We start from the raw sequence: 20,856 nt of genomic DNA, 5'->3' as shown, positions 1-20,856 counted from the left end.
AAAAAGCTGTACTGTCAGCCTGGTTTTTTTCCAGACAAACAGTACAGCTTCATTTAAATTAGTTACTGATTAACATTTTAACTCTAGCTATTACATTCTCTTCAGTAAATCCAAATTCTTTGATGACAGTATCTCCCGGTGCACTTGCGCCAAATGTATCAATAGCGATGATTGCCCCTTCGTCACCAACATATTTATGCCAGCCAAGTGAGACGCCCATCTCAATACCAAGACGTTTTTTAACATCCTTAGGCAATACGCTTTGTTTGTATGCATCTTCTTGTTTCTCAAACAGATCCCATGAAGGCATAGAAACTACCGCTACGTCTATTCCATCAGACAACAATTGCGCTTGTGCAGAAACTGCAAGACTCACTTCTGAACCAGTTGCAATTAAAATCGCATCTGCTTTGTCTTTGGTTGCTGGTGAAACGATATATGCACCCTTTTTAACGCCTTCCATCGCTAGTTCAGCCGATTTTGGAAGGACAGTCAAGTTTTGACGGGACAACACAAGTGCTGTCGGCGTATTTTTTGACGATACGGCAATGTTCCAAGCAGCTGCTGTTTCATTCGCATCTGCCGGACGGATAACAGAGAGTCCAGGCATTGCACGAAGGGAAGCCAAATGCTCGACCGGTTCATGCGTCGGACCATCTTCACCAACCGCTACGCTATCGTGTGTGAATACATATGTGACCGGTACACCCATCAGTGATGATAATCTAATTGCTGGACGCACGTAGTCACTGAACACGAAGAAAGTACCTCCGAATACTTGTAACCCGCCATGTAAAGCCATTCCGTTAAGCGCTGTACCCATTGCGAATTCACGAACACCAAACCATATATTACGTCCGCCATAATTAGATGGAAGGAAATCGCCTGCACCTTTAATTGTCGTTTTGTTCGAACCTGCTAGGTCTGCACTTCCGCCAAAGAACGAAGGAAGCTGTTTGGCAATTGCATTTATTGCTTCACCAGAAGCAGAACGTGTTGCGTGTGAAGAACCGGCTTCATAGGCGGGCAAAGATTTCTCGAAGCCTTCCGGTAATTTACGGTCAATTGCATCTTTCAATTGCTTCGCGAGATCTGAATGCTTTGCTTCGTAATCTGTAAATAGTTTGTTCCATTCCTGTTCTTTTTGCGCGCCTAATTTCTCTGCCGCCTCTTGGAATGTTTCATAGACACCTTCAGGAACATGGAAGTCTTCTTCAAATGTCCATTTGTAATATTCTTTTGTTAATTTCATTTCATCTTCGCCTAGTGGCATACCATGTGCATCTGATTTTCCGGATCTGTTCGGTGAACCATAACCGATGACTGTTTTAACTTCAATCATCGTCGGGCCTCCAACATTGCCTTTAGCTTCTTCAATTGCTGTTGAAACAAGGCCTATGTTGTTGCCGTCTTCAACACGGATGTAATTCCATCCGTATGATTCAAAGCGTTTACGGATATTTTCAGAGAATGACATGTCTAGTTCACCATCAAGTGAAATATCATTGCTGTCATAAAGGACAATTAATTTATTCAATTGCAGGTGTCCAGCTAGTGAAATCGCTTCTCCCGCCACACCTTCCATGAGATCGCCGTCGCCGCAAAGCGCGTACGTGTAATGATCCACAACGTCAAAGTCAGTTTGATTGTATGTAGCAGCAAGGTGTTTTTCAGCCATTGCCATACCAACCGCCATACCAATCCCTTGTCCAAGCGGACCTGTCGTTGCTTCAACGCCTACCGTATGGCCATATTCAGGATGTCCAGGTGTTTTTGAGTTCCATTGTCTGAAGTTCTTGATTTCATCCATTGGGAGACCGTATCCACCTAGATGAAGGAGGCTATATAGAAGCATCGATCCATGACCTGCTGAAAGTACGAATCGGTCGCGGTTAAACCACTGTGGGTTTGAAGGGTTATGATGCATATGTTTTGTCCATAGCGTATACGCCATTGGAGCTGCGCCCATCGGTAATCCCGGATGTCCGGAATTCGCTTTTTCGATTGCGTCAATTGAGAGTGTACGAATTGTGTTGATAGCTAGCTGGTCAATCTGTTGAGTCATTGTGTACATCCTTTCCCGTGATGTCTATTTATCTTCATATCCTAGTTTAGACAATCAGCGCGGTGATTGCAAAGTTCAATTTAGGTATTTGCCATTACGTGCGTTTTTCACCTTGTCGGGTGTCACGTCATTTCCTTCTGGATCAAGCACTTTGACATGCTCGATTGTGTCCCGCATCGATGAGCGAAATGTCTCAAGATATTCTTTCCGCAATTGTGTTTGTTCTTTAGCTTCTTCGATAGATAGACCTGTTGTTTTCGATTTCTTTGAGAGTTCATTAATTCGTTTGATTTTATCTGGTGATAGCATATTTTTTCCTCCATTTTGCGTTATAAATACAAACGTATACAAAAAAAACAGAAAGTGCAATAAATCAGACTCCCTGCTCTGTTTCATATTCTTTAAAGCGCCGATGGACAGTCGCTTTACTGATGTTATGACCGAGCCCTTTCAAGACGCCCGTAATTTCTTCATAAGTCAGCCCTTTTTCTCTCAAAGAGACAATTTCACTGATTGGCACTTCGATACGCTCTCGGCCTTCAACGTTTCCTCTGTTTTTCAAATTGCGTTCAGGACGATACCCCTCCCTGACAGCACGTTTCATGCCCCGTCTGATTTTGGCGTTGTGCACTTTCCGTTGATATTCTTCAACTACTGCCAAAATTTCAAGTAACATCGTATCCATTTCATTAAGTGCAATTGGCCCACTATCATTGCGTGAATAAACGGCTGTGTCAGTTTTCAACAACAGATGCAAAACAGCCATCCTAGCATTCCCACGTCCGAGCCTCGTCTCATCTTGTATCAGTACTGCATCTACTTCTTCATCGCGGATGTAATCCAGCATACTAAGCAATCCTTCTCGGTCAATGTCGTAACCGCTATGTTTGTCCTCGAATGTAGCGACAAGCTCTAAATTGAGTTCACTAGCCAAATCTTCAAGTTCCTCTTCTTGCCTCGTAAGTGATAGTTCCTGCGATTCTTTTTCTGTGCTCACTCGGCAATAAATGACGCACTTCTTTCGCGGCTCAGTCATCAGTACCACCGGCCAGTTGTACACTGTCGTCTTCATGTGTCTGTATAGTTGGCAAAAGCAAATCTTCTCCCTTCTTGATTGTTGCAGAGGACAGATTATTTAGAGTCATCACTTCTTTAATCCATTTCTCTGACGACATGTTTTTCGAGTGGTGAAATGCAAGGCCCCAGAGCGTGTCCCCTTCAGTAATTGTAATTGTAGTGACTTCAGCTTGCTTCGTTTCATATTTACCAACTCCTATAATTGCAAAACCTAAACATAAAATAACAATAAATATACCATAACCGTTGTTTTTAATGAAAGTCATCATTTTTCCCCCTTGCGAATGTTTGTTCGTACCACTGTTTTCATTATAGGAAACTCAAAACTGGATGTCAACACTTATTAGAACTTGTGTTTGCCATTACTATAGTGGGCTGATATAATGAATCTATTGAAATAACTCGAATTTCGGTGAGACTTTCACGATTTTTGATTGTTGTAAGAATTTTAGTTAAGGGGTGATTGTTGTGAAGAAAATCTCAAAAAGACAGGAAGACATTCTGACATTCATTAAATCAGAGGTAAAGAAAAAAGGGTATCCACCTTCCGTAAGGGAAATTGGGGAGGCTGTGGGGCTAGCTTCAAGTTCAACTGTTCACGGTCATCTAGCTCGTTTAGAAAGCAAGGGCTTCATTAGAAGAGACCCGACTAAACCTAGAGCAATCGAAGTCCTGGATCCTGAAGGGTTGGAAACGATGAAACCCGGAGTTCTACATGTCCCTCTTGTCGGTAAAGTTACTGCAGGTCTTCCGATTACGGCCATTGAAAACATTGAAGAGTACTTCCCTCTCCCTGAATCGTACGGCACTTCGGAGGACAACCTCTTTATGCTTGAGATTGTTGGGAATAGTATGATTGAAGCAGGAATCCTTAATGGTGATTATGTTATCGTTAAACAGCAACAGTCAGCTAATAATGGTGAGATTGTCGTAGCAATGACAGAAGACGATGAAGCGACGGTGAAACGGTTCTTCAAGGAAAAAAATTATTTCCGTCTTCAACCTGAAAATGAATCTATGGATCCAATCATTCTTGATAATGTATCGATACTCGGTAAAGTCGTTGGTGTTTATCGTACGATTCATTAAGGATAGACATGTAATTCCATGTTGAAGCTATCTGCAATGCAAGACAATCCAATACTCTCAGAAATGACAAAGAGCTATTCCTTTATTAAAAAGGAATAGCTCTTTGTCATTTCTCTATTAAGTTTTCCTTAACCAGTTTTCCAATGGATGACAACACAGCCACTTTCACATGCTCGTATGTGAGGCCGCCTTGAACGTATGCGGTATAAGGCGGCCTGATTGGACCATCTGCCGTAAGCTCGATGCTTGACCCTTGGATAAATGTACCAGCCGCCATGATCACATCGTCTGTATACCCCGGCATATAAGACGGCTCGGGTGCATAGTGGGCATTGATGGGCGAGTTCTGCTGAATTGATTGGCAGAACGCAATCATTTGACTGGCATTATTGAAAGATACAGACTGAATTAAATCGGTTCTTTTTTGCGTGTAATGCGGTGTTGTCTCGAGTCCAAAGCTTTCGAGGAGAGCAGCAGTGAAGAGCGCCCCTTTCACTGCCTGGCTAACAACATGCGGTGCTAGGAAAAATCCTTGGTACATTTCCCGTAAGGTATCAAGCGATGCCCCAGCTTCCGCTCCAAGACCAGGAGACGTCATTCGAAACGCACATTTCTCTACAAGATCTGCACGCCCGGCGATATAACCACCTGTTCTTGCAATGCCGCCACCTGGATTTTTAATGAGTGACCCTGCCATTAGATCAGCACCGACTTCTGTTGGCTCTTTCTCTTCGACAAATTCGCCATAGCAGTTGTCAACAAAGACAACTAGTTCGGGATTGATGGCTTTTACTTTACGAATCATTTCGCCGATTTCATCCACCATAAAGGACGGGCGATCTGAATACCCCTTTGACCGCTGGATTCCTATCATTTTTGTTTTAGCATGAATATTTTTCGAGACTTCTTCAAAATTGACCGTTCCATCATCATTTAGCTCAATGTGTTTATATGTAATACCGTAATCCAGAAGTGATCCAGTATCTTTTCCTTTTCCTGATACGATGGATTCCAAGGTATCATAAGGTTTTCCTGTGATATAGAGTAGTTCGTCACCTGGGCGAAGAATTCCAAACAGACTTATTGAAATTGCATGGGTTCCGGAAATTATCTGGTTGCGAACGAGACAGTCTTCCGTTTTGAATACATCGGCATAGACTTGTTCCAACACGTCACGCCCTGTATCATCGTATCCATACCCAGTTGTGCCATGCAAGTGAAAATCGCTTACCCTATTTTTACGGAATGCGTTCAGCACTTTCCGTTGATTGTAAAAAGCAGTTCTTTCAACACTTTTAAAAAAAGGTGCAAGTTTTTCTTCGATTTGTTCTGCATCTTCAAGCAATAAATCTTCTTGTTCAGTCATCATGATTGGTATTCCTCATCTCATTAAATAGTCACTATATATCTTATCAGTCTGTTTACAGAGGTCAATGTTTACAAAAGCGTTCATTGAAAAACCACGAATACCTGTTAGAATTTTAGGGGTCTATTGATTGGGGGGAGTTCATTGGCTTGGGAAGTTTTTAGCTTAATCGGGACTGTGGCATTTGCCATCTCGGGTGCAATTATTGCAATGGAAGAGGAATATGATTTTTTTGGCGTATATATTTTGGGGATAGTCACCGCATTTGGCGGAGGTGCTGTTCGTAATGTTTTGATAGGTGTGCCCGTTTCTGTTTTATGGGACCAAGATTTTCTCTTTATTGTTGCTTCTGTTTTAATAACTGTTATTTTCTTTTTCTCACGATATCTTCTATCTCATTGGAACAGATGGGGAAATTACTTTGATGCAATCGGGTTGGCGGCATTCGCCATTCAAGGGGCGATGCTTGCCATTTCTCTGAATATGTCGCTCTATGCAGTTATGGTAGCAGCTGTTCTTACAGGAGCTGGAGGCGGTGTCATCCGTGACCTGATGGCTGGTCGTAGGCCCTTGGTCTTTAAACGGGATATCTACGCTGTATGGGCTGTAGGCGCTGGACTTGCGGTGGGTCTTGGTCTGTATGAGTATGACATAGCCCTCTACGCATTGCTTGTGCTAACTGCGGGACTGCGTATTCTTTCGGTCATGTTCCATTGGAAACTACCAAAAGGTACATTACATTAAAAAGGCGGAAATGGATTGAAGCATCCATTTCCGCCTTTTTTCACTCAAGCTCTTCTTTTAAAATGACCGGTTTCGATGGGACATATGTGGAAATCGCATGCTTGTAAATGAGTTGTTGTTTCCCGTCTGATTCTAGGAGAACGGTATAATTATCATACGATTTTATAAGTCCTTTCAACTGAAATCCATTCAGTAAAAATACCGTTACAAATGTATTATTCTTTCGTAACGAGTTTAAAAAAGTTTCTTGCATATTAACCTGTTTCATACGTCGAGTCCTCCAGTTGTCATAACTATATTTCTACTGCCTACTTAACCTAATTCGACTTGGATGATTTAAATCCTTCATGATTGTCAAAATTTCCTTAACAATCTCATTTTTGTCTATGCTTGCGTCAAACCAGGCTATGTCCAGTTTGTTGCGGAAATACGTCATTTGCCGTTTTGCGTAGTTGCGTGTATTTTTCTTAATCATTTCAATGGCTTCATCCAAAGAGTGCTTGTCTTCAATGTATTGATGGATTTCCTTATAGCCGATTGCCTGCACCGATTGTGTACCACGAATGCCTTCATGCCATAATCTAGTAGCTTCTTCGGTTAGGCCTTTTGCCATCATTATGTCTACACGCTGATTAATACGGTCATACAGCACGTCACGGTCCATTTCAAGGCCGACAATCAAATGTTCATAAAGAGAAGCGTGCCCTACCCCTTCTTCATGATCCCCTTTTGTCTTGCCAGTCACTTCGATAATTTCTAGTGCTCTGACAAGCCTGCGGTGATTATTTGGATGAATTTTTTCCGCGGTAGCCGGATCCAAACCTACAAGTTTTTCATAAAGCACCTGACCACCTTCTTCGGCCAGTTCCTGCTCGAGACGTTTCCTTACTTCTAAATCCGCAGCTTCTTCTGTAAACCGAAAATCGAAAAGAACCGATTGAATGTATAATCCTGTCCCCCCCGCGATAATCGGTGTTTTTCCTCGGTCGGTTATATTTTTTATCCACTTTCGGACTTGTGTTTGATATTCTGCAACAGAAAAAGGTTCGTCTGGCTCTAACACATCGAATAAATGATGGGGAACGCCTTCCATTTCTTCAACTGTGATTTTAGCAGTTCCGATATCCAGCCCTTTGTAGACTTGCATTGAATCACCATTAATAATTTCTCCCCCAATGGCTTTGGCCAAACGAACACTGAGAGCCGTCTTTCCTGACGCTGTAGGGCCTACAATTGCGATTACTTCAGGATACTTATTCATTTTTCTCAATCCAATCTCCGACCGCTTTAAATACATGTTGTCGATTCGTTTCATGAAGCATTTCGTGTCTGCCGCCTTCAAATAACATAAGAGTCACTTCTTCCATACCTGCTTTTTCATAGCGTTTCGCTACTTCCAAAACGCCTTTTCCATTGTTCCCCACGGGATCTTCATTTCCTGAAAAGAGGAAGACTGGAAGTTGTTTCGGGATTTTATTTATTTCATCTGAGGCATTAATTTCTCCAAGTCCTTTGAATAAATCTATGAAAAATTGAGTTGTTGGGACAACTCCGCATTGAGGATCTACAATGTACTTCGCAACAGCTTCAGAATCTCTAGATAACCAATCAAAAGGAGTTTTTGGTTGGTCAACCGATTTATTGAATCCTCCGAAAACCAGTTTGTTCAGGAAGTGATTTTGTTGGTCAAAACCATTTTTCTTGCCTTGCAAATAAGCAACCCCCAGGCCCGCAAGACGGCTTGCACCTGGGTCTCCACCTGTCCCTGAAAATATGGCCATGTCTATTCCACTGCCATGCAGCTGAACATATCTTCTTGCAACAAACGACCCCATGCTATGACCAAATAGAATGAAACGAGGTGTAGGATATTGTGACCGAAAAGCGGATATAATCTCGTATGTATCCTGCACAACACGGTCAAATCCCAGTACATCTGCAAAATAACCTTTTAACCCATTCATGGTAGCGGTTTTTCCGTGACCTCGATGGTCGTGCCCCGTAACGATGTATCCTCTACCCGTTAAATAATTTGCAAACTCTTCATATCTGCCAATATGCTCCGACATGCCATGAAGTAAATGGATATGCCCGACAGGCGTACCTGTTGGTTGCGCTATACATGTATTCAACCGAAAACCATCTGTCATTTCAATTGTCAATTCCTTAATGATGAACACCTTCTTTCACTTTGGCTTCAGCAAGTGGACAGTTCAGTTCGTTCAAATAGCGTACTCATTCGCGCTGACTCATATGAAAGGAGTTTCGCCTTATACACTGTAACTGTCTCTTAAAACATTTCTACAATATACCGCCTGTTGAGTGGAAAACGAATCAATCTATACCAATATGAACACCTTTCGTCAAACGTAGTCTCTTCATATTGGATAGTTCATTTTTTCCACGCAACCTATCAACACAAGGGTCTTTTTCGGCTACAGACTCACATAGTTGTTATAAACAACTTAACCTACCGTGTACAAGCTTTGTGGACCGACTGGATGTGCCTGCTACAAAATCCTGCATCAACCATAGAGCGACTGATAAACCGCGTATAACCGCATCCAGTGCAATCTCCTGTCCTGGTAATTCCTACATCAAAGTTTAAAGATGCGCGTAGCCTCTACAGCTTTTTTCCAACCCCTATACAACTGATCCCGTTCTTCAGTTTGCATTGTAGGTGAATATGTTTTCTCTTTTGTCCATAACGTTTCGACATCTTCGAGTGTACCGAAAAAGCCTGTTGCGATTCCCGCTAGATAAGCAGCACCAAGCGCTGTTGTTTCTTGATATTTTGAAAGTTCGACATCCGCTTGCAGCAAATCACTCTGGAATTGCATTAGAAATGCATTTGCCACACCGCCACCATCCACTCTTAATATACCAATATCCATGCCGGCGTCCTTTTCCATCGTGAGCAAGACATCTTTAGACTGATAAGCAAGTGATTCCACAGTTGCTCGGATGAAATGTTCTTTTTCTGTACCGCGCGTCAAACCGAAGACGGCACCCCGCGCATCAGAGTCCCAATAGGGGGTTCCAAGTCCGACAAAAGCCGGAACGACATAGACGCCGTCTGAGGATGCTATACGTGTTGCATACGCTTCCGTATCCGATGCCTTTTTAAACATCCGAAGTCCATCCCGAAGCCATTGAATTGCAGAACCGGCGACGAACACACTGCCTTCAAGCGCATATGTTACTTTGCCGTCTAGCCCCCAGGCAATCGTTGTTAAAAGACCATTGTCTGACCGCACCATTTCGTCGCCCGTATTGAGGAGCATGAAACAGCCAGTACCATACGTATTTTTAGCCATCCCTTTATGGAAACATGCCTGCCCGAAAAGAGCACATTGCTGATCACCCGCTGCGCCTGCAATCGGGATTTCAGCACCAAAAAAGACTGACTTGGCTGTTTTGGTGTAAATTTCAGAAGAGGAACGGACTGCAGGGAGCATCGATTCAGGTATTTCGAGAAGATTGCATAATTCAGTATCCCATTGCAGTTCAGCAATATTATAGAGCATCGTCCTGGATGCGTTGGAATAATCCGTTACATGGACCGCCCCGTCAGATAACTTCCAGATGAGGAAAGAATCGACTGTTCCGAACAATAATTCTCCTTTTTCAGCCCGGGCACGAGTACCTTCTACATTGTCTAGAATCCATTTCACTTTTGACGCTGAAAAGTAAGGATCTAATTTCAAGCCTGTTTTATGTTGGATTGTTTTTTCATGACCCGCTTCTTTTAACGCATCAACAATTCCCTGCGACTGTCTTGACTGCCAAACGATTGCGTTGTACACGGGCTGTCCCGTCTTTTTATCCCAAACGACGGTTGTTTCCCTCTGGTTCGTAATCCCGATGCTGTCAATGTCTTCAGGCTGTTTACCACTTTCCGTTAAAACCGATGCGATTACAGATAGGACGGATCCCCAGATTTCGCTGGCATTGTGCTCAACCCAGCCTGGTTTCGGAAAAATTTGTTTGAATTCTCGTTGCGAGGAATGGACTATTTCTCCTTGCTTGTCAAAAAGTATTGCCCGTGAACTGGTAGTGCCCTGATCGATTGCGAGTACATACTTCTCCATTTCCCTTCCCTCCTTCACATTCAATTTACATAACTCGTTTAAACATTTTTTCAATTTCGTACGTCGTAAAATGAATGAGTACAGGTCTGCCGTGTGGACAAGTGAACGGATTTTCGACGTTCCCTAAATCATTCAGAAGTCTTTCCATATCAGCAATTGTTAAGTGGTGGTTTGCTTTGATGGAACGTTTACAACTCATCATTATGGCCGCATCTTCACGCAGTTTGCCGATATCTATTATTCGTGTATTCAGTACTTGCTCAATTATATCTTCTATGATGATGGACTCTTCTCCTGCCGGGAACCAAGAGGGATATTCTTTTACTGCATAAGAAGACGGTCCAAACTCTTCTAGAAAAATGCCGACGTCTTGCAAAAGGGTGATATTTTCTTCTATTTTTGTTTTATCATCCGCTGCGTAATGAAATATGAGCGGGATTAGTAACATTTGTCTTTCGCCATTATCGGTTTTACTTAATTTGTCGCGGAAAAACTCATATTTTATTCGTTCTTGTGCAGCATGTTGGTCAATCATGAAGAAACCATCTTCATTTTGTGCAACGATATACGTTCCATGGACTTGACCAACGGGAACGAGTGCCGGAAAGTTTTTATCTTGTTCAGGTTGTGCTACATCGTCTTGTACAAGTGATGGTTCATTGACCGTCCAAGGTACTTGGTCCTCAGCTTCCACTTCTTGTGATAAATAAGGCTGATACGCTGGTTTTTCGAGTGGAGTCATCGATGGTTCGGTGACTGGTTTAGGTCGTTCGGTTCTGAATTCATTCCACATATTTACTTGCTCTGATTGAATTTTTTTAGCCGGTTCTTTTTTAATGGCATCCGGGACAATTGTGTTTTTTCGAATGGCCTTCTGAATGGCTTCTTTAATAATCACGAGCAACTCGCCTTCTTTACTCATGCGTATATGTTGTTTGGAAGGATGCACATTGACATCAGTCAAGTAGGGATCCCCTTCAACATTGATAACTGCGATTGGGGATCGTCCGATTGGCAAATAGGTATGAAACGCATCTAGTACCGTATGATTGATGGCTTGGCTTTTTACCCATCTGCCATTAACAACTATAGTCATATAGTTTCTTGAAGCACGTGTCATTTCCGGTAATGTTATAAAACCAGAAACTTTGTAATCCGCATTCTCGCCTTCAAAGGGCACCATTTTACGAGCGACAGCCATACCGTATATATCAGATAGAACCCGATGCTGATCATTGCTTCCCGCTGTTTGCAATAACACTTGCGTGTAATGCGTCAGTTTAAATGAGATTGCGGGGTGACTGAGCGCAAGTCGATTGACAAGGTCAATGGTATGTCCTAATTCCGTCTGAATTGTTTTCATGTATTTAAGGCGTGCAGGCGTATTGAAAAACAACTGGGAAACAGTAATATCTGTCCCTTTTCGAAACGCTGCAAAATCATGTTTGACGAGTCTACCGCCATCAATTTGCACTTCTGTGCCTTCCGTTTCACCGTCAGAAGTCCACATCATTATCTTAGACACCGATGCAATACTCGCAAGTGCTTCCCCGCGGAAACCAAGTGACCGGATTCGGAACAAATCATGATCCGTCGTAATCTTGCTTGTCGCGTGCCGCTCAAATGCCTGAACAGCATCAAGTCTTGACATTCCATTGCCATTATCGGTCACACGAATGTTCAACAAGCCTGCTTCTTCGAGTGCAATTTCAATCACCGTGCTTTTTGCATCAATCGCATTTTCAACTAGCTCTTTTACGATAGATGCAGGTCGTTCTACGACTTCGCCCGCAGCGATTTTATTGGACAGTGTATCGTCCATCACTTTGATGATATCTATCGGTCTCACCCTTTCTTAGTTCCGAGCTTTTCTTTCAACCCATGCACGTATTGCAACGCTTGAAACGGCGTCATATTCATTAAATCCGCCCCGGCTATATCCGATAGCACATCCTGCTCTTCTGTTGAATGGTCATTTTTCTCTTCATTGTTCAAGTCGAAAAAGTTCAATTGGATCGGCTCTTCGCGAACTGTTTGGTTTTTCACATTTTCAAATGTATCTAGTAATGCTTTTGCTCGACTCAGGATTGTTTCAGGAAGGCCTGCAAGATCCGCAACGTAAATTCCGTAACTTTTGTCTGCCGGACCTGCCATCACTTTATGGAGAAAGACGACTTTACCATCTTGTTCCATTGCAGCGACATGGACATTTTCAAGTCGGGATAGTTCGTTATCCAAATTGGTCAGTTCATGGTAATGGGTAGAAAACAGCGTATTTGCTCCAATTTCATCGTGAATATGCTCCATCATGGCCTGCGCCAATGCCATACCATCATATGTAGAAGTGCCACGCCCAATTTCATCGAAAAGGAGGAGGCTCTGCGCCGTTGCATTAGCGATGGCATATTGTGATTCCATCATTTCCATCATGAATGTACTCTGTCCTGAAGCCAGGTCATCCGCGGCCCCGATTCTCGTGAATATTTGATCGGTGATTGGCAGTAATGCTTGATCACAAGGGACGTAACAACCAATCTGTGACATAACGACAATGAGTGCTACTTGTCGCATATACGTACTTTTACCCGACATATTAGGACCAGTGATAAGCAACATATTCGCTTCATCACTCAATTTACAGTTATTAGGTACGTATAGAGAATGGTCCATCATTTTCTCAACGACGGGATGACGCCCATTTTTAATTTCTAACGATTTCCCATCATGAAATACCGGTTTCACGTAGTTGCGTTTTTCTGAAACCGCTGCGAATGAAAGAAGGACATCCAGTTCGCTCAGGACGCTTGCAAGATGCTGGATATGCCGAATATGCGTTTTCATGGAATCGCGAACCGCACTGAATAATTGATATTCAAGCTCTTGTCCATCTGCTTCCGCGTTTAAAATAAGGTCTTCTTTTTCTTTCAGTTCAGGGGTTATGTACCGTTCTGCATTTGCCAATGTTTGTTTTCTTTCATATCGCTCTAAGTCTGCAAGATGGATATTGGATTTCGTAATCTCGATATAGTAGCCGAAAATTCTGTTATACCCTATTTTTAAAGATTTAATGCCTGTACGCTCGCGTTCTAAGCGTTCTAGTTCTGCAAGCCATGTTTTACCATTCCTTGAAGCATCCCGGTATTGGTCTAGTAATGGATTATATCCATCTTTGATAATGCCGCCCTCTTTAACGGATAATGGAGGATTTTCGGCGATTGCGTTTTCGAGTATTTGCAATGCTTCATCACAACCATCAATTCTTTCAGAGAACTGATGAAGCAATGACCGATCGGATTGATGAAGTGATTCTTTGATAGCGGGAACTCGTCTCAAGGAATTCCGAAGTTGCGCTAAATCCCTTCCACTTGCGCTCCCCATTGAGATTCGTCCAGCAAGCCGCTCCAAATCGTAGACCTCTTTTAGGCTATTTTTCAATTCATCCCTTAGGAAAAACTCTTCAATTAGGTCAGTTACCGCATTGAGCCGATTTTCTATTTCTCTTTTTTCGGCTAACGGTTGATGGATCCACATTTTCAATTTACGGGCGCCCATCGCTGTAACTGTCTCGTCAAGCAACCAGTAAAGCGTACCCTCTTTACTTCCGCTCCGAATGGATTGAATGAGTTCCAAATTACGCATTGAATTAGCATCAATCGATAGTTTTGCTTGTTTTTGCAAAAATTCAAATGGACGTATATGATCGAGTGCTGTTTTCTGCGTGCGCTTCACGTAGGAAACAAGCATGCTGCAAGCCCCTGTGACATCGAATGGAACTGCGTCGAATAAATCCTTCGTCTCGAACTGCTCTTCACCGTACTCTACAGACAACATAATATTGCGTTTCGCCATGCTACCACCGAGCGTGAGATGCAGTCTTTCATCGACAACGACCTCTTTCATGCCAAGTGCTTCAATTTCGGCAATTAGCGTCCGCTCATCGCCTTTTACACACTCTACTTTCCCTTCTCCAGTTGCCAAGTCGAGATAAGCCAACGCATACCTGTTGCTGCCTATACTATCAGCAGAACCGATGAAGTGATTGGTATTCGCGTCAATTGTTTTTCCTTCAGTCATTGTACCGGGGGTAATGATTTTAACGACTTCTCTTTTTACAATCCCCTTCGCATGCTTCGGATCTTCTGTCTGTTCACAAATAGCCACTTTATGGCCTTTACTAATAAGTGTCTCGATGTAGCCTGCAGCCGCGTGATAAGGAACGCCGCACATCGGTATTCTGTCACGACTCCCAGCATCCCGGCTCGTTAACGTAATTTCAAGAATTTGAGATGCTTTCTCGGCATCCGAGAAAAACAATTCATAGAAATCGCCTAATCTGAAAAACAAAAATGCATCTTCATGCGCTGCCTTTACTTTTAAATATTGCTGAATCATTGGTGTATGTGTTGTCATTCTCTTACCTCACTAGGTTTACTATTTTTTATTATTATACCAAACCTGGACAACGAAGGGTCCAGGTTCTGCGTGATTTTTGCGGTCTTCAAAAATCTAAGCAAAGCCTCAATTCGAAGAGCCCAAATTCTGCGTGATTTTTGTGGTCTTCAAAAATCTAAGCGATCAGTTTTCCCTTTTTCATCTTAACGTAAAAAAACCAAAAAAAGCCGGTAGTGTTCTCCGGCTCTCAAAATGAGGATGATTCTTTTCCTTTTTTAGCATCGTGTCCAGAAGGGCCGCCTTGACCACGTGCTGATTTATGTCCCTCATCATGTGAGGATGATTCATCATTGACTTTCCATTCTTCTTCAAAACTTTGCGGATGAATCGTAATTAATACTTTAGTTTCTCCAACGACTTCTGCCATTAATTCGCGTTCAATCGTGATTTGGAACTTCTCACCGCTCTCCGAAATGACCGCTTCTGTACAATTCGGATGCTGGATGACATCTACAATTACCTCTTCGTGACCTGACGTCGGTTCATCTCTATAATGTAGCCGAATCTTGTCTCTGTAAGGAATTGACTCTGTAAATACAGATGTTTTTGAATGATCCTGATGGGAATACCAAACGTTGACGTCGAACTTACCACTCACTTCGATGTATTTACCAACCTTCTTCGCCTGATGTGTATGGTTGATGACCCAACAGCCGAGTATACTCGTGGGACTATTCGGCGGCTTAAGTGACACCGTCGTTTCGGTCCGCTTCTTCCCCTTGGCAATAACCGTCTTCGTCACAATCTGGCGTAAATTTTTCAGTTTAATTCCTCCTCCATTCGCTTCAATCCATTCTATGCAAGAGAAGCCCAGAGAGTGAAAAAAATCGGCAGAAAATTTATTTCCGCCGATTGGTATGATTGATTATAGTTTTTCATATGTTGTGTTTTTTACATAAGAACCTGTTTCGCCTCGTCGTACATCGCCATCTGTCGCTTCGATGATTTCATCTGTGACTGTATTTGCAATTGTATTCGATACGAGTTGAAGTAAATCATTCACTTCGCCTTGTGATTGTTTGAATTCCTGGACGATAGGAACTTCATCGATATCTGCTTGAATCTTCTCGATTTTACCTTCAATAATACTTAAAGCTTTTTCTTTACCATACTGTTGGAAATTGACGGCCTGTTTTTGCAATGATTTCAGGCTCGCAATGTTTTCACGAATTTTTTGGTTTTCATTAATCTGTGCTTCCGCACGTTTGAAAAACTCAACCTGTTCCGTGTTGGCAATCATGTGTGCAATTTCGCGTGCTTTTGCAATAATTTCATCTTTTGTATATATCTTTTCCATTATGACATCACCTTTTCCTTTTCTACAACGCCGATGAATTCACCGTCGAGTGACCACGTTTTGGCCTCTATTATTTTTACGTTTACAATTTTCCCAATTGCCGATTGGGGTGCTTTGAAATTCACCAGTTTATTTTTCGATGTATATCCTGCTAGCACTTCTGGATTCCGCTTGCTTTCCCCTTCAACCAACACTTCCACGATTTTTCCTTTGTAGGGTTTCATCGCTTCCGCGGATAATTCATTAACAAGATTATTCAACCGCTGCAGACGTTCTTTTTTCACTTCCATTGGGATATTGTCAACCATTTTTGCAGCTGGTGTACCTTCCCTTGGTGAATAAATATACGTATAGGCGATATCGAAACCGACTTCTCTATATAAGGACATCGTCTCTTCAAACTGCTCGTCCGTTTCATTCGGGAATCCAACGATAATGTCTGTTGTTAACGTTACATTCGGAATCGCTTTTTTAATCTTCCCGACTAGATTAAGATAGTGTTCGCGTGAATACTTGCGTGCCATAATTTTCAATATATCACTTGAACCGGATTGGACGGGAAGATGGATGTGATCGACTAAATTTCCACCCTTAGAAAGCACTTCGATTAAATGGTCATCGAAATCACGGGGATGGCTTGTTGTGAAACGAATTCTCGGAATATCGATTTTTCGTAAGTCGTCCATCAAATCACCGAAACGGTAGCCGATATCATCAAAGTCTTTCCCGTAAGAATTGACGTTCTGTCCGAGCAATGTTATTTCCTTATACCCTTCTGCCGCTAACTGTCGAACTTCTTGAATGATGTCTAGTGGTCGCCTGCTGCGTTCCTTGCCTCGTGTATAAGGAACGATGCAATAGGTACAGAATTTGTCACAACCGTACATGATGTTAACCCATGCCTTGATATTACCATGTCTGACCTTTGGAAGGTTCTCAATGATATCCCCTTCTTTTGACCAAACATCGATTACCATCTCTTTTGACATGTATGCCTCATGTAAAATGTTAGGAAGTCTATGAATATTATGTGTACCGAAAATCATATCAACTTGATCATACGTTTTTAGGATTTTATTCACAACTGATTCTTCTTGGGACATACATCCGCAGACGCCAATCAGGACGTCAGGGTTCTTCTGCCTAAGAGGTTTGTAGTGTCCAAGTTCTCCAAAAACCTTATTTTCAGCGTTTTCTCGTATGGCACATGTATTGAGCAATATAAGATTTGCTTCTTTGACATTTTCTGTAGCCTCATAACCTAGCCCCATTAAAATACCTGCAATTACTTCTGTATCATGTTCGTTCATTTGACAGCCAAACGTTCTGATAAAAAACTTCCGATTGTTTCCCATTCCTCGGAAACGTTCGTCAATTTTGAAATCATCGTGATAGGCAATTTCTTCTTTGCCACGCTTTTTCGCATCTTTCAACGATGGTGGTGCGTAGACTGTCTGAAAGTATTGGCTATAGTCCTTTTCTGGCGGTTTAACATGAGCCGGTTCCAAAAGCCCGGCATTCAGGCGCTGTTCTTCACTCATCTAAATTGCCCCCTTTCCTACGAAAATGTAGGAATTTAAACATATTGTTTCATTATATCTAATTATAGACCGGCTATACAAGAGTGAGTCTGCTTTGTCGATTGATTGTCACAGTTCCACTAGGCTTTTTATTTTTAAACAACTAAAAGACCACAGGAAAATAGTGGCTTCCTGTGGTCTCAACTTTTCTAATTTACATATTGCGCTGTCGCTTTTCAACAAGCAATTTCAAAGCTGTTCGTCCCTCACCATTAATTTCGATATCTGTGAAGGCCGGTGCACAAATGAGATCACCACCACTAGGAGCGACGAATCCTCGTGCAATTGCAATTGCTTTTATAGCTTGATTTAATGCACCTGCACCTACTGCCTGCATTTCTGCGTACCCCTGGTCCCGTATAACTGCGACGAGTGCTCCAGCAACGGAATTGGGATTCGAGCGAGATGATACTTTCAATGGATTCAACATAATTCCTCCTTATTTTTCGATGTCTATGGAACAGATATCTCCATAAACCATCCTATGACTCGGAGGTTACGTTTAGACGCGAATCATCCTTTGAAAGGTCGGTCATCATTGATAGAAACACGTTCAACTTTTACAGCATGCCCTTTTTCATCATCCAATTCCACAAAAAGTCCATTTAACTGGGAACGTCCCGATTTAGGTACTTCAAAACGGACTGGTAAATTGGTTTTGAAACGATAGAGGACATCCTCTTTTTTCATGCCTAGTATTTCATCATACGGGCCCGTCATACCTGCGTCAGTCAAATAGGCTGTACCTCCTGGTAAAATGCGATCATCCGCCGTCTGAACATGCGTGTGCGTCCCTACAACTACTGACACTTTCCCATCAAGATGCCAACCCATAGCTATTTTTTCACTCGTTGCTTCAGCATGAAAATCGACGAAAACAAGCGGGGAGATTTCTCTCGCCTCTGCTACCAGTTCATCCGCCTTTTCAAATGGATCCCCGTGTGGAGGTAAAAATACCCGTCCGTGCAGATTAATGATGGACAATGTAACACCATTACGTGAAATCGTTGTCATCCCTTTACCGGGTGCTTCATCTGAAAAGTTTGCTGGACGAATTAGATAATCAGTATCATCTATAAAATCATAGATTTCTTTCTGATCCCATGTGTGATTCCCCATTGTTATGACATCCACACCTGCGCGTAACAACTCGTCAAATATTGATTTTGTAATGCCTCTTCCAGCTGCTGCATTTTCACCATTGGCAATAATGACATCAGGGTTGTACTTTCTTTTTAAGCGCGGTAAATAATCAAATATCATATCCCTACCAAGCGAACCGACAATATCACCTATGAATAATACTTTCATTTAAAATATCTCTCCCAATAAAAAAGAAGTTCCCGGACCGAAATCACGGAAACCCCTTTTTTTACTATTTTGCGTATTCGACCGCACGTGTTTCACGGAGGACCGTTACTTTAATATGACCTGGATAATCGAGTTCTTCTTCAATTCGTTTCCGAATATCTCTCGCTAGACGATGGGCTGAAATATCATCAATCTGATCTGGACGAACAATCACTCGGACTTCGCGTCCAGCCTGGATTGCAAATGATTTCTCCACACCCTCATACGATTCAGAAATCTCTTCAAGCTTCTTCAGTCTGCGAATATAATTTTCAAGTGTTTCACTACGTGCTCCCGGTCTTGCAGCTGATAATGCATCTGCTGCTGCTACGAGTACCGCAATTACCGATGTCGCTTCTGTATCCCCATGATGGGAGGCGATACTGTTTATAACGACAGGGTGTTCCTTGTATTTCGTTGCTAGTTCTACACCAATTTCTACGTGACTGCCTTCAACTTCATGATCAATCGCTTTTCCGATATCATGGAGTAGTCCAGCCCGTCGTGCGAGTGTAACATCTTCTCCAAGTTCAGCCGCCAATAATCCCGCGAGATAAGCAACTTCTGTTGAGTGCTTCAGAACATTTTGACCATAACTTGTACGGAAACGCAGTCTTCCGATGATTTTGATAAGGTCTGGATGCAAATTATGAATTCCGATATCGAACGTTGTCTGCTCTCCAGTTTCACGGATGAGCTCATCCACTTCACGTCTAGATTTATCAACCATCTCTTCGATGCGTGCCGGATGAATCCGTCCATCTGCCACTAATTTCTCAAGTGCCAGTCGTGCAGTTTCACGACGTACCGGATCAAATCCTGACAAAATGACAGCTTCCGGTGTATCATCGATGATCAGGTCAATTCCTGTCAACGTTTCGAGCGTTCGAATGTTTCGTCCTTCACGGCCAATGATGCGGCCTTTCATCTCATCATTCGGCAGATTAACGACCGATACAGTCGTTTCAGCAACATGGTCTGCAGCGAATCGTTGTAAAGCAATAGATAGAATTTCACGCGATTTCTTATCTGATTCCTCTTTTGCACGTTGTTCAGACTCTTTCGTCATGACAGCGATGTCTGTAGCAAGTTCTTTTTCTACTTCACTTAAGATGAGCCTTCTTGCTTCATCTCTTGTCAGTGATGATATCTTTTCAAGTTCAGTTTTCTGAACCGTTACTAATTCTTCTGCCTTGCGTTCCATCTGTTCTATAAGCTGTTGTCTTCCTGTAAGCGCTTCTTCTTTACGCTCCAGACCTGAGTCTCTTTTATTGAGAGCTTCATCCTTGCGATCATGATTTTCTTCCCGTTGTAAAAGACGGCTTTCCTGCTTTTGCAGTTCCGCCCTTCGTTCACGGATCTCTGATTCCGCATCAATTCTCAGTTTGTGAGTTTCATCTTTCGCTTCTAGTAGTGCTTCTTTTTTAAGAGACTCTGCCTCACGCTTCGCCTCTTCGACGATTTGTTCTGCCGAGTTCTTGGCACCAGTCACTTTTGAATCATTCACTTTCTTACCAAAGATATAGGTAACAACTGCACCGACGAACAGACCGAGCAAAGCGAAGATGATAAATTCTACTAACATCCAGCTCACCTCCTCCTGCTATTCTTTTCATTTTCAGTCGGCTCATATATCTACGTACAATATACTGCCAAAATCATTTAAAGGGTATGAAATTATACAATTCTAATTGTATCTATGTAAATTTGACATGTCAAGGATACGGAGGTCTTCAGAACGCATT

General features: G+C 42.4%; 19 protein-coding genes. 2 read left to right on the top strand and 17 right to left on the bottom strand.

All coding sequences use genetic code 11. From position 1 onward, the window contains the following. Positions 1-58: 58 nt before the first annotated feature. The 4 genes from tkt to yneA form a co-directional block, all read right to left on the bottom strand. Entirely contained in the window at positions 59-2,065 is a 2,007-nt protein-coding gene (tkt, locus tag AC1TO6_RS05120) for a transketolase (RefSeq protein ID WP_482100522.1), read from the bottom strand. A 75-nt stretch (positions 2,066-2,140) separates the two neighbouring features. Then, positions 2,141-2,374 (bottom strand): DUF896 domain-containing protein, encoded by a 234-nt coding sequence (locus AC1TO6_RS05115; RefSeq protein ID WP_482100521.1) that lies wholly within the window; start codon positions 2,372-2,374, stop codon positions 2,141-2,143. Between the two features lie 64 nt (positions 2,375-2,438). Next, the gene (locus tag AC1TO6_RS05110) at positions 2,439-3,101 is read right to left on the bottom strand and encodes a YneB family resolvase-like protein (protein ID WP_482100520.1); all 663 of its coding nucleotides are present in this window, start codon (positions 3,099-3,101) and stop codon (positions 2,439-2,441) included. Beyond that, positions 3,094-3,408: a cell division suppressor protein YneA gene (gene yneA, locus AC1TO6_RS05105; RefSeq protein ID WP_482100519.1), complete on the bottom strand. Its 315-nt coding sequence runs from the start codon at positions 3,406-3,408 to the stop codon at positions 3,094-3,096. The genes AC1TO6_RS05110 and yneA overlap by 8 nt, the downstream gene beginning before the upstream one ends. A 202-nt stretch (positions 3,409-3,610) precedes the next feature. Between yneA and lexA the strand changes: the two genes are divergently transcribed. After that, positions 3,611-4,231: a transcriptional repressor LexA gene (gene lexA / locus AC1TO6_RS05100; protein WP_482100518.1), complete on the top strand. Its 621-nt coding sequence runs from the start codon at positions 3,611-3,613 to the stop codon at positions 4,229-4,231. A 106-nt stretch (positions 4,232-4,337) separates the two neighbouring features. Here lexA and AC1TO6_RS05095 read toward each other — a convergent pair whose 3' ends face one another. Continuing rightward, the gene (locus AC1TO6_RS05095) at positions 4,338-5,597 is read right to left on the bottom strand and encodes a methionine gamma-lyase family protein (RefSeq protein WP_482100615.1); all 1,260 of its coding nucleotides are present in this window, start codon (positions 5,595-5,597) and stop codon (positions 4,338-4,340) included. Between the two features lie 144 nt (positions 5,598-5,741). Between AC1TO6_RS05095 and AC1TO6_RS05090 the strand changes: the two genes are divergently transcribed. Next, positions 5,742-6,341 (top strand): trimeric intracellular cation channel family protein, encoded by a 600-nt coding sequence (locus AC1TO6_RS05090; RefSeq protein WP_482100517.1) that lies wholly within the window; start codon positions 5,742-5,744, stop codon positions 6,339-6,341. Positions 6,342-6,381: 40 nt separating this feature from the next. Here AC1TO6_RS05090 and hfq read toward each other — a convergent pair whose 3' ends face one another. From hfq to rny, 12 genes are all read right to left on the bottom strand, one after another. After that, the gene (gene hfq, locus AC1TO6_RS05085) at positions 6,382-6,609 is read right to left on the bottom strand and encodes an RNA chaperone Hfq (protein WP_482100516.1); all 228 of its coding nucleotides are present in this window, start codon (positions 6,607-6,609) and stop codon (positions 6,382-6,384) included. A 33-nt stretch (positions 6,610-6,642) separates the two neighbouring features. Next, positions 6,643-7,602, bottom strand: coding sequence for a tRNA (adenosine(37)-N6)-dimethylallyltransferase MiaA (gene miaA / locus AC1TO6_RS05080; RefSeq protein WP_482100515.1), 960 nt, complete (start codon positions 7,600-7,602; stop codon positions 6,643-6,645). Next, positions 7,595-8,521 (bottom strand): alpha/beta fold hydrolase, encoded by a 927-nt coding sequence (locus tag AC1TO6_RS05075; RefSeq protein ID WP_482100514.1) that lies wholly within the window; start codon positions 8,519-8,521, stop codon positions 7,595-7,597. The genes miaA and AC1TO6_RS05075 overlap by 8 nt, the downstream gene beginning before the upstream one ends. A gap of 417 nt (positions 8,522-8,938) precedes the next feature. Further along, positions 8,939-10,432, bottom strand: coding sequence for a glycerol kinase GlpK (gene glpK, locus AC1TO6_RS05070; RefSeq protein WP_482100513.1), 1,494 nt, complete (start codon positions 10,430-10,432; stop codon positions 8,939-8,941). 25 nt (positions 10,433-10,457) lie between these two features. Beyond that, positions 10,458-12,272, bottom strand: a complete 1,815-nt coding sequence (gene mutL, locus AC1TO6_RS05065; RefSeq protein WP_482100614.1) for a DNA mismatch repair endonuclease MutL — start codon at positions 12,270-12,272, stop codon at positions 10,458-10,460. A 5-nt stretch (positions 12,273-12,277) separates the two neighbouring features. After that, positions 12,278-14,842, bottom strand: a complete 2,565-nt coding sequence (gene mutS / locus AC1TO6_RS05060; protein ID WP_482100512.1) for a DNA mismatch repair protein MutS — start codon at positions 14,840-14,842, stop codon at positions 12,278-12,280. Positions 14,843-15,071: 229 nt separating this feature from the next. Continuing rightward, positions 15,072-15,626 carry an outer spore coat protein CotE gene (gene cotE, locus AC1TO6_RS05055; protein WP_482100511.1) on the bottom strand — a complete coding sequence of 185 codons (555 nt, stop codon included), beginning with the start codon at positions 15,624-15,626 and terminating at the stop codon, positions 15,072-15,074. A 123-nt stretch (positions 15,627-15,749) separates the two neighbouring features. Beyond that, entirely contained in the window at positions 15,750-16,181 is a 432-nt protein-coding gene (locus AC1TO6_RS05050; RefSeq protein WP_482100510.1) for a YlbF/YmcA family competence regulator, read from the bottom strand. Then, positions 16,181-17,722: a tRNA (N6-isopentenyl adenosine(37)-C2)-methylthiotransferase MiaB gene (miaB, locus tag AC1TO6_RS05045; protein ID WP_482100509.1), complete on the bottom strand. Its 1,542-nt coding sequence runs from the start codon at positions 17,720-17,722 to the stop codon at positions 16,181-16,183. Before miaB ends, AC1TO6_RS05050 begins: the two co-directional genes overlap by 1 nt. Before the next feature lie 193 nt (positions 17,723-17,915). Continuing rightward, on the bottom strand, positions 17,916-18,188 hold the full coding sequence (locus tag AC1TO6_RS05040) for a stage V sporulation protein S (RefSeq protein WP_067211081.1): 273 nt from the start codon (positions 18,186-18,188) through the stop codon (positions 17,916-17,918). Positions 18,189-18,274: 86 nt separating this feature from the next. After that, positions 18,275-19,072 carry a TIGR00282 family metallophosphoesterase gene (locus AC1TO6_RS05035; protein WP_482100508.1) on the bottom strand — a complete coding sequence of 266 codons (798 nt, stop codon included), beginning with the start codon at positions 19,070-19,072 and terminating at the stop codon, positions 18,275-18,277. 64 nt (positions 19,073-19,136) lie between these two features. Then, on the bottom strand, positions 19,137-20,696 hold the full coding sequence (gene rny, locus AC1TO6_RS05030) for a ribonuclease Y (RefSeq protein ID WP_482100507.1): 1,560 nt from the start codon (positions 20,694-20,696) through the stop codon (positions 19,137-19,139). Positions 20,697-20,856 lie beyond the last annotated feature (160 nt).

This window comes from Sporosarcina sp. Y352, from assembly GCF_056786535.1.
Note: the sequence above shows the minus strand (reverse complement) of the source record. Positions and strands in the feature narration are given on the sequence as shown.

What these genes read in the sequence shown, in the direction of transcription:
- yneA (WP_482100519.1), bottom strand. Translation starts at nt 3,408, where the DNA reads ATGACTTTCATTAAAAACAACGGTTATGGTATATTTATTGTTATTTTA.
- AC1TO6_RS05115 (WP_482100521.1), bottom strand. Translation starts at nt 2,374, where the DNA reads ATGCTATCACCAGATAAAATCAAACGAATTAATGAACTCTCAAAGAAA.
- miaA (WP_482100515.1), bottom strand. Translation starts at nt 7,602, where the DNA reads ATGAATAAGTATCCTGAAGTAATCGCAATTGTAGGCCCTACAGCGTCA.
- glpK (WP_482100513.1), bottom strand. Translation starts at nt 10,432, where the DNA reads ATGGAGAAGTATGTACTCGCAATCGATCAGGGCACTACCAGTTCACGG.
- rny (WP_482100507.1), bottom strand. Translation starts at nt 20,696, where the DNA reads ATGTTAGTAGAATTTATCATCTTCGCTTTGCTCGGTCTGTTCGTCGGT.
- hfq (WP_482100516.1), bottom strand. Translation starts at nt 6,609, where the DNA reads ATGAAACAGGTTAATATGCAAGAAACTTTTTTAAACTCGTTACGAAAG.
- AC1TO6_RS05050 (WP_482100510.1), bottom strand. Translation starts at nt 16,181, where the DNA reads ATGGAAAAGATATATACAAAAGATGAAATTATTGCAAAAGCACGCGAA.
- tkt (WP_482100522.1), bottom strand. Translation starts at nt 2,065, where the DNA reads ATGACTCAACAGATTGACCAGCTAGCTATCAACACAATTCGTACACTC.
- AC1TO6_RS05110 (WP_482100520.1), bottom strand. Translation starts at nt 3,101, where the DNA reads ATGACTGAGCCGCGAAAGAAGTGCGTCATTTATTGCCGAGTGAGCACA.
- miaB (WP_482100509.1), bottom strand. Translation starts at nt 17,722, where the DNA reads ATGAGTGAAGAACAGCGCCTGAATGCCGGGCTTTTGGAACCGGCTCAT.
- mutS (WP_482100512.1), bottom strand. Translation starts at nt 14,842, where the DNA reads ATGACAACACATACACCAATGATTCAGCAATATTTAAAAGTAAAGGCA.
- AC1TO6_RS05035 (WP_482100508.1), bottom strand. Translation starts at nt 19,072, where the DNA reads ATGAAAGTATTATTCATAGGTGATATTGTCGGTTCGCTTGGTAGGGAT.
- AC1TO6_RS05095 (WP_482100615.1), bottom strand. Translation starts at nt 5,597, where the DNA reads ATGACTGAACAAGAAGATTTATTGCTTGAAGATGCAGAACAAATCGAA.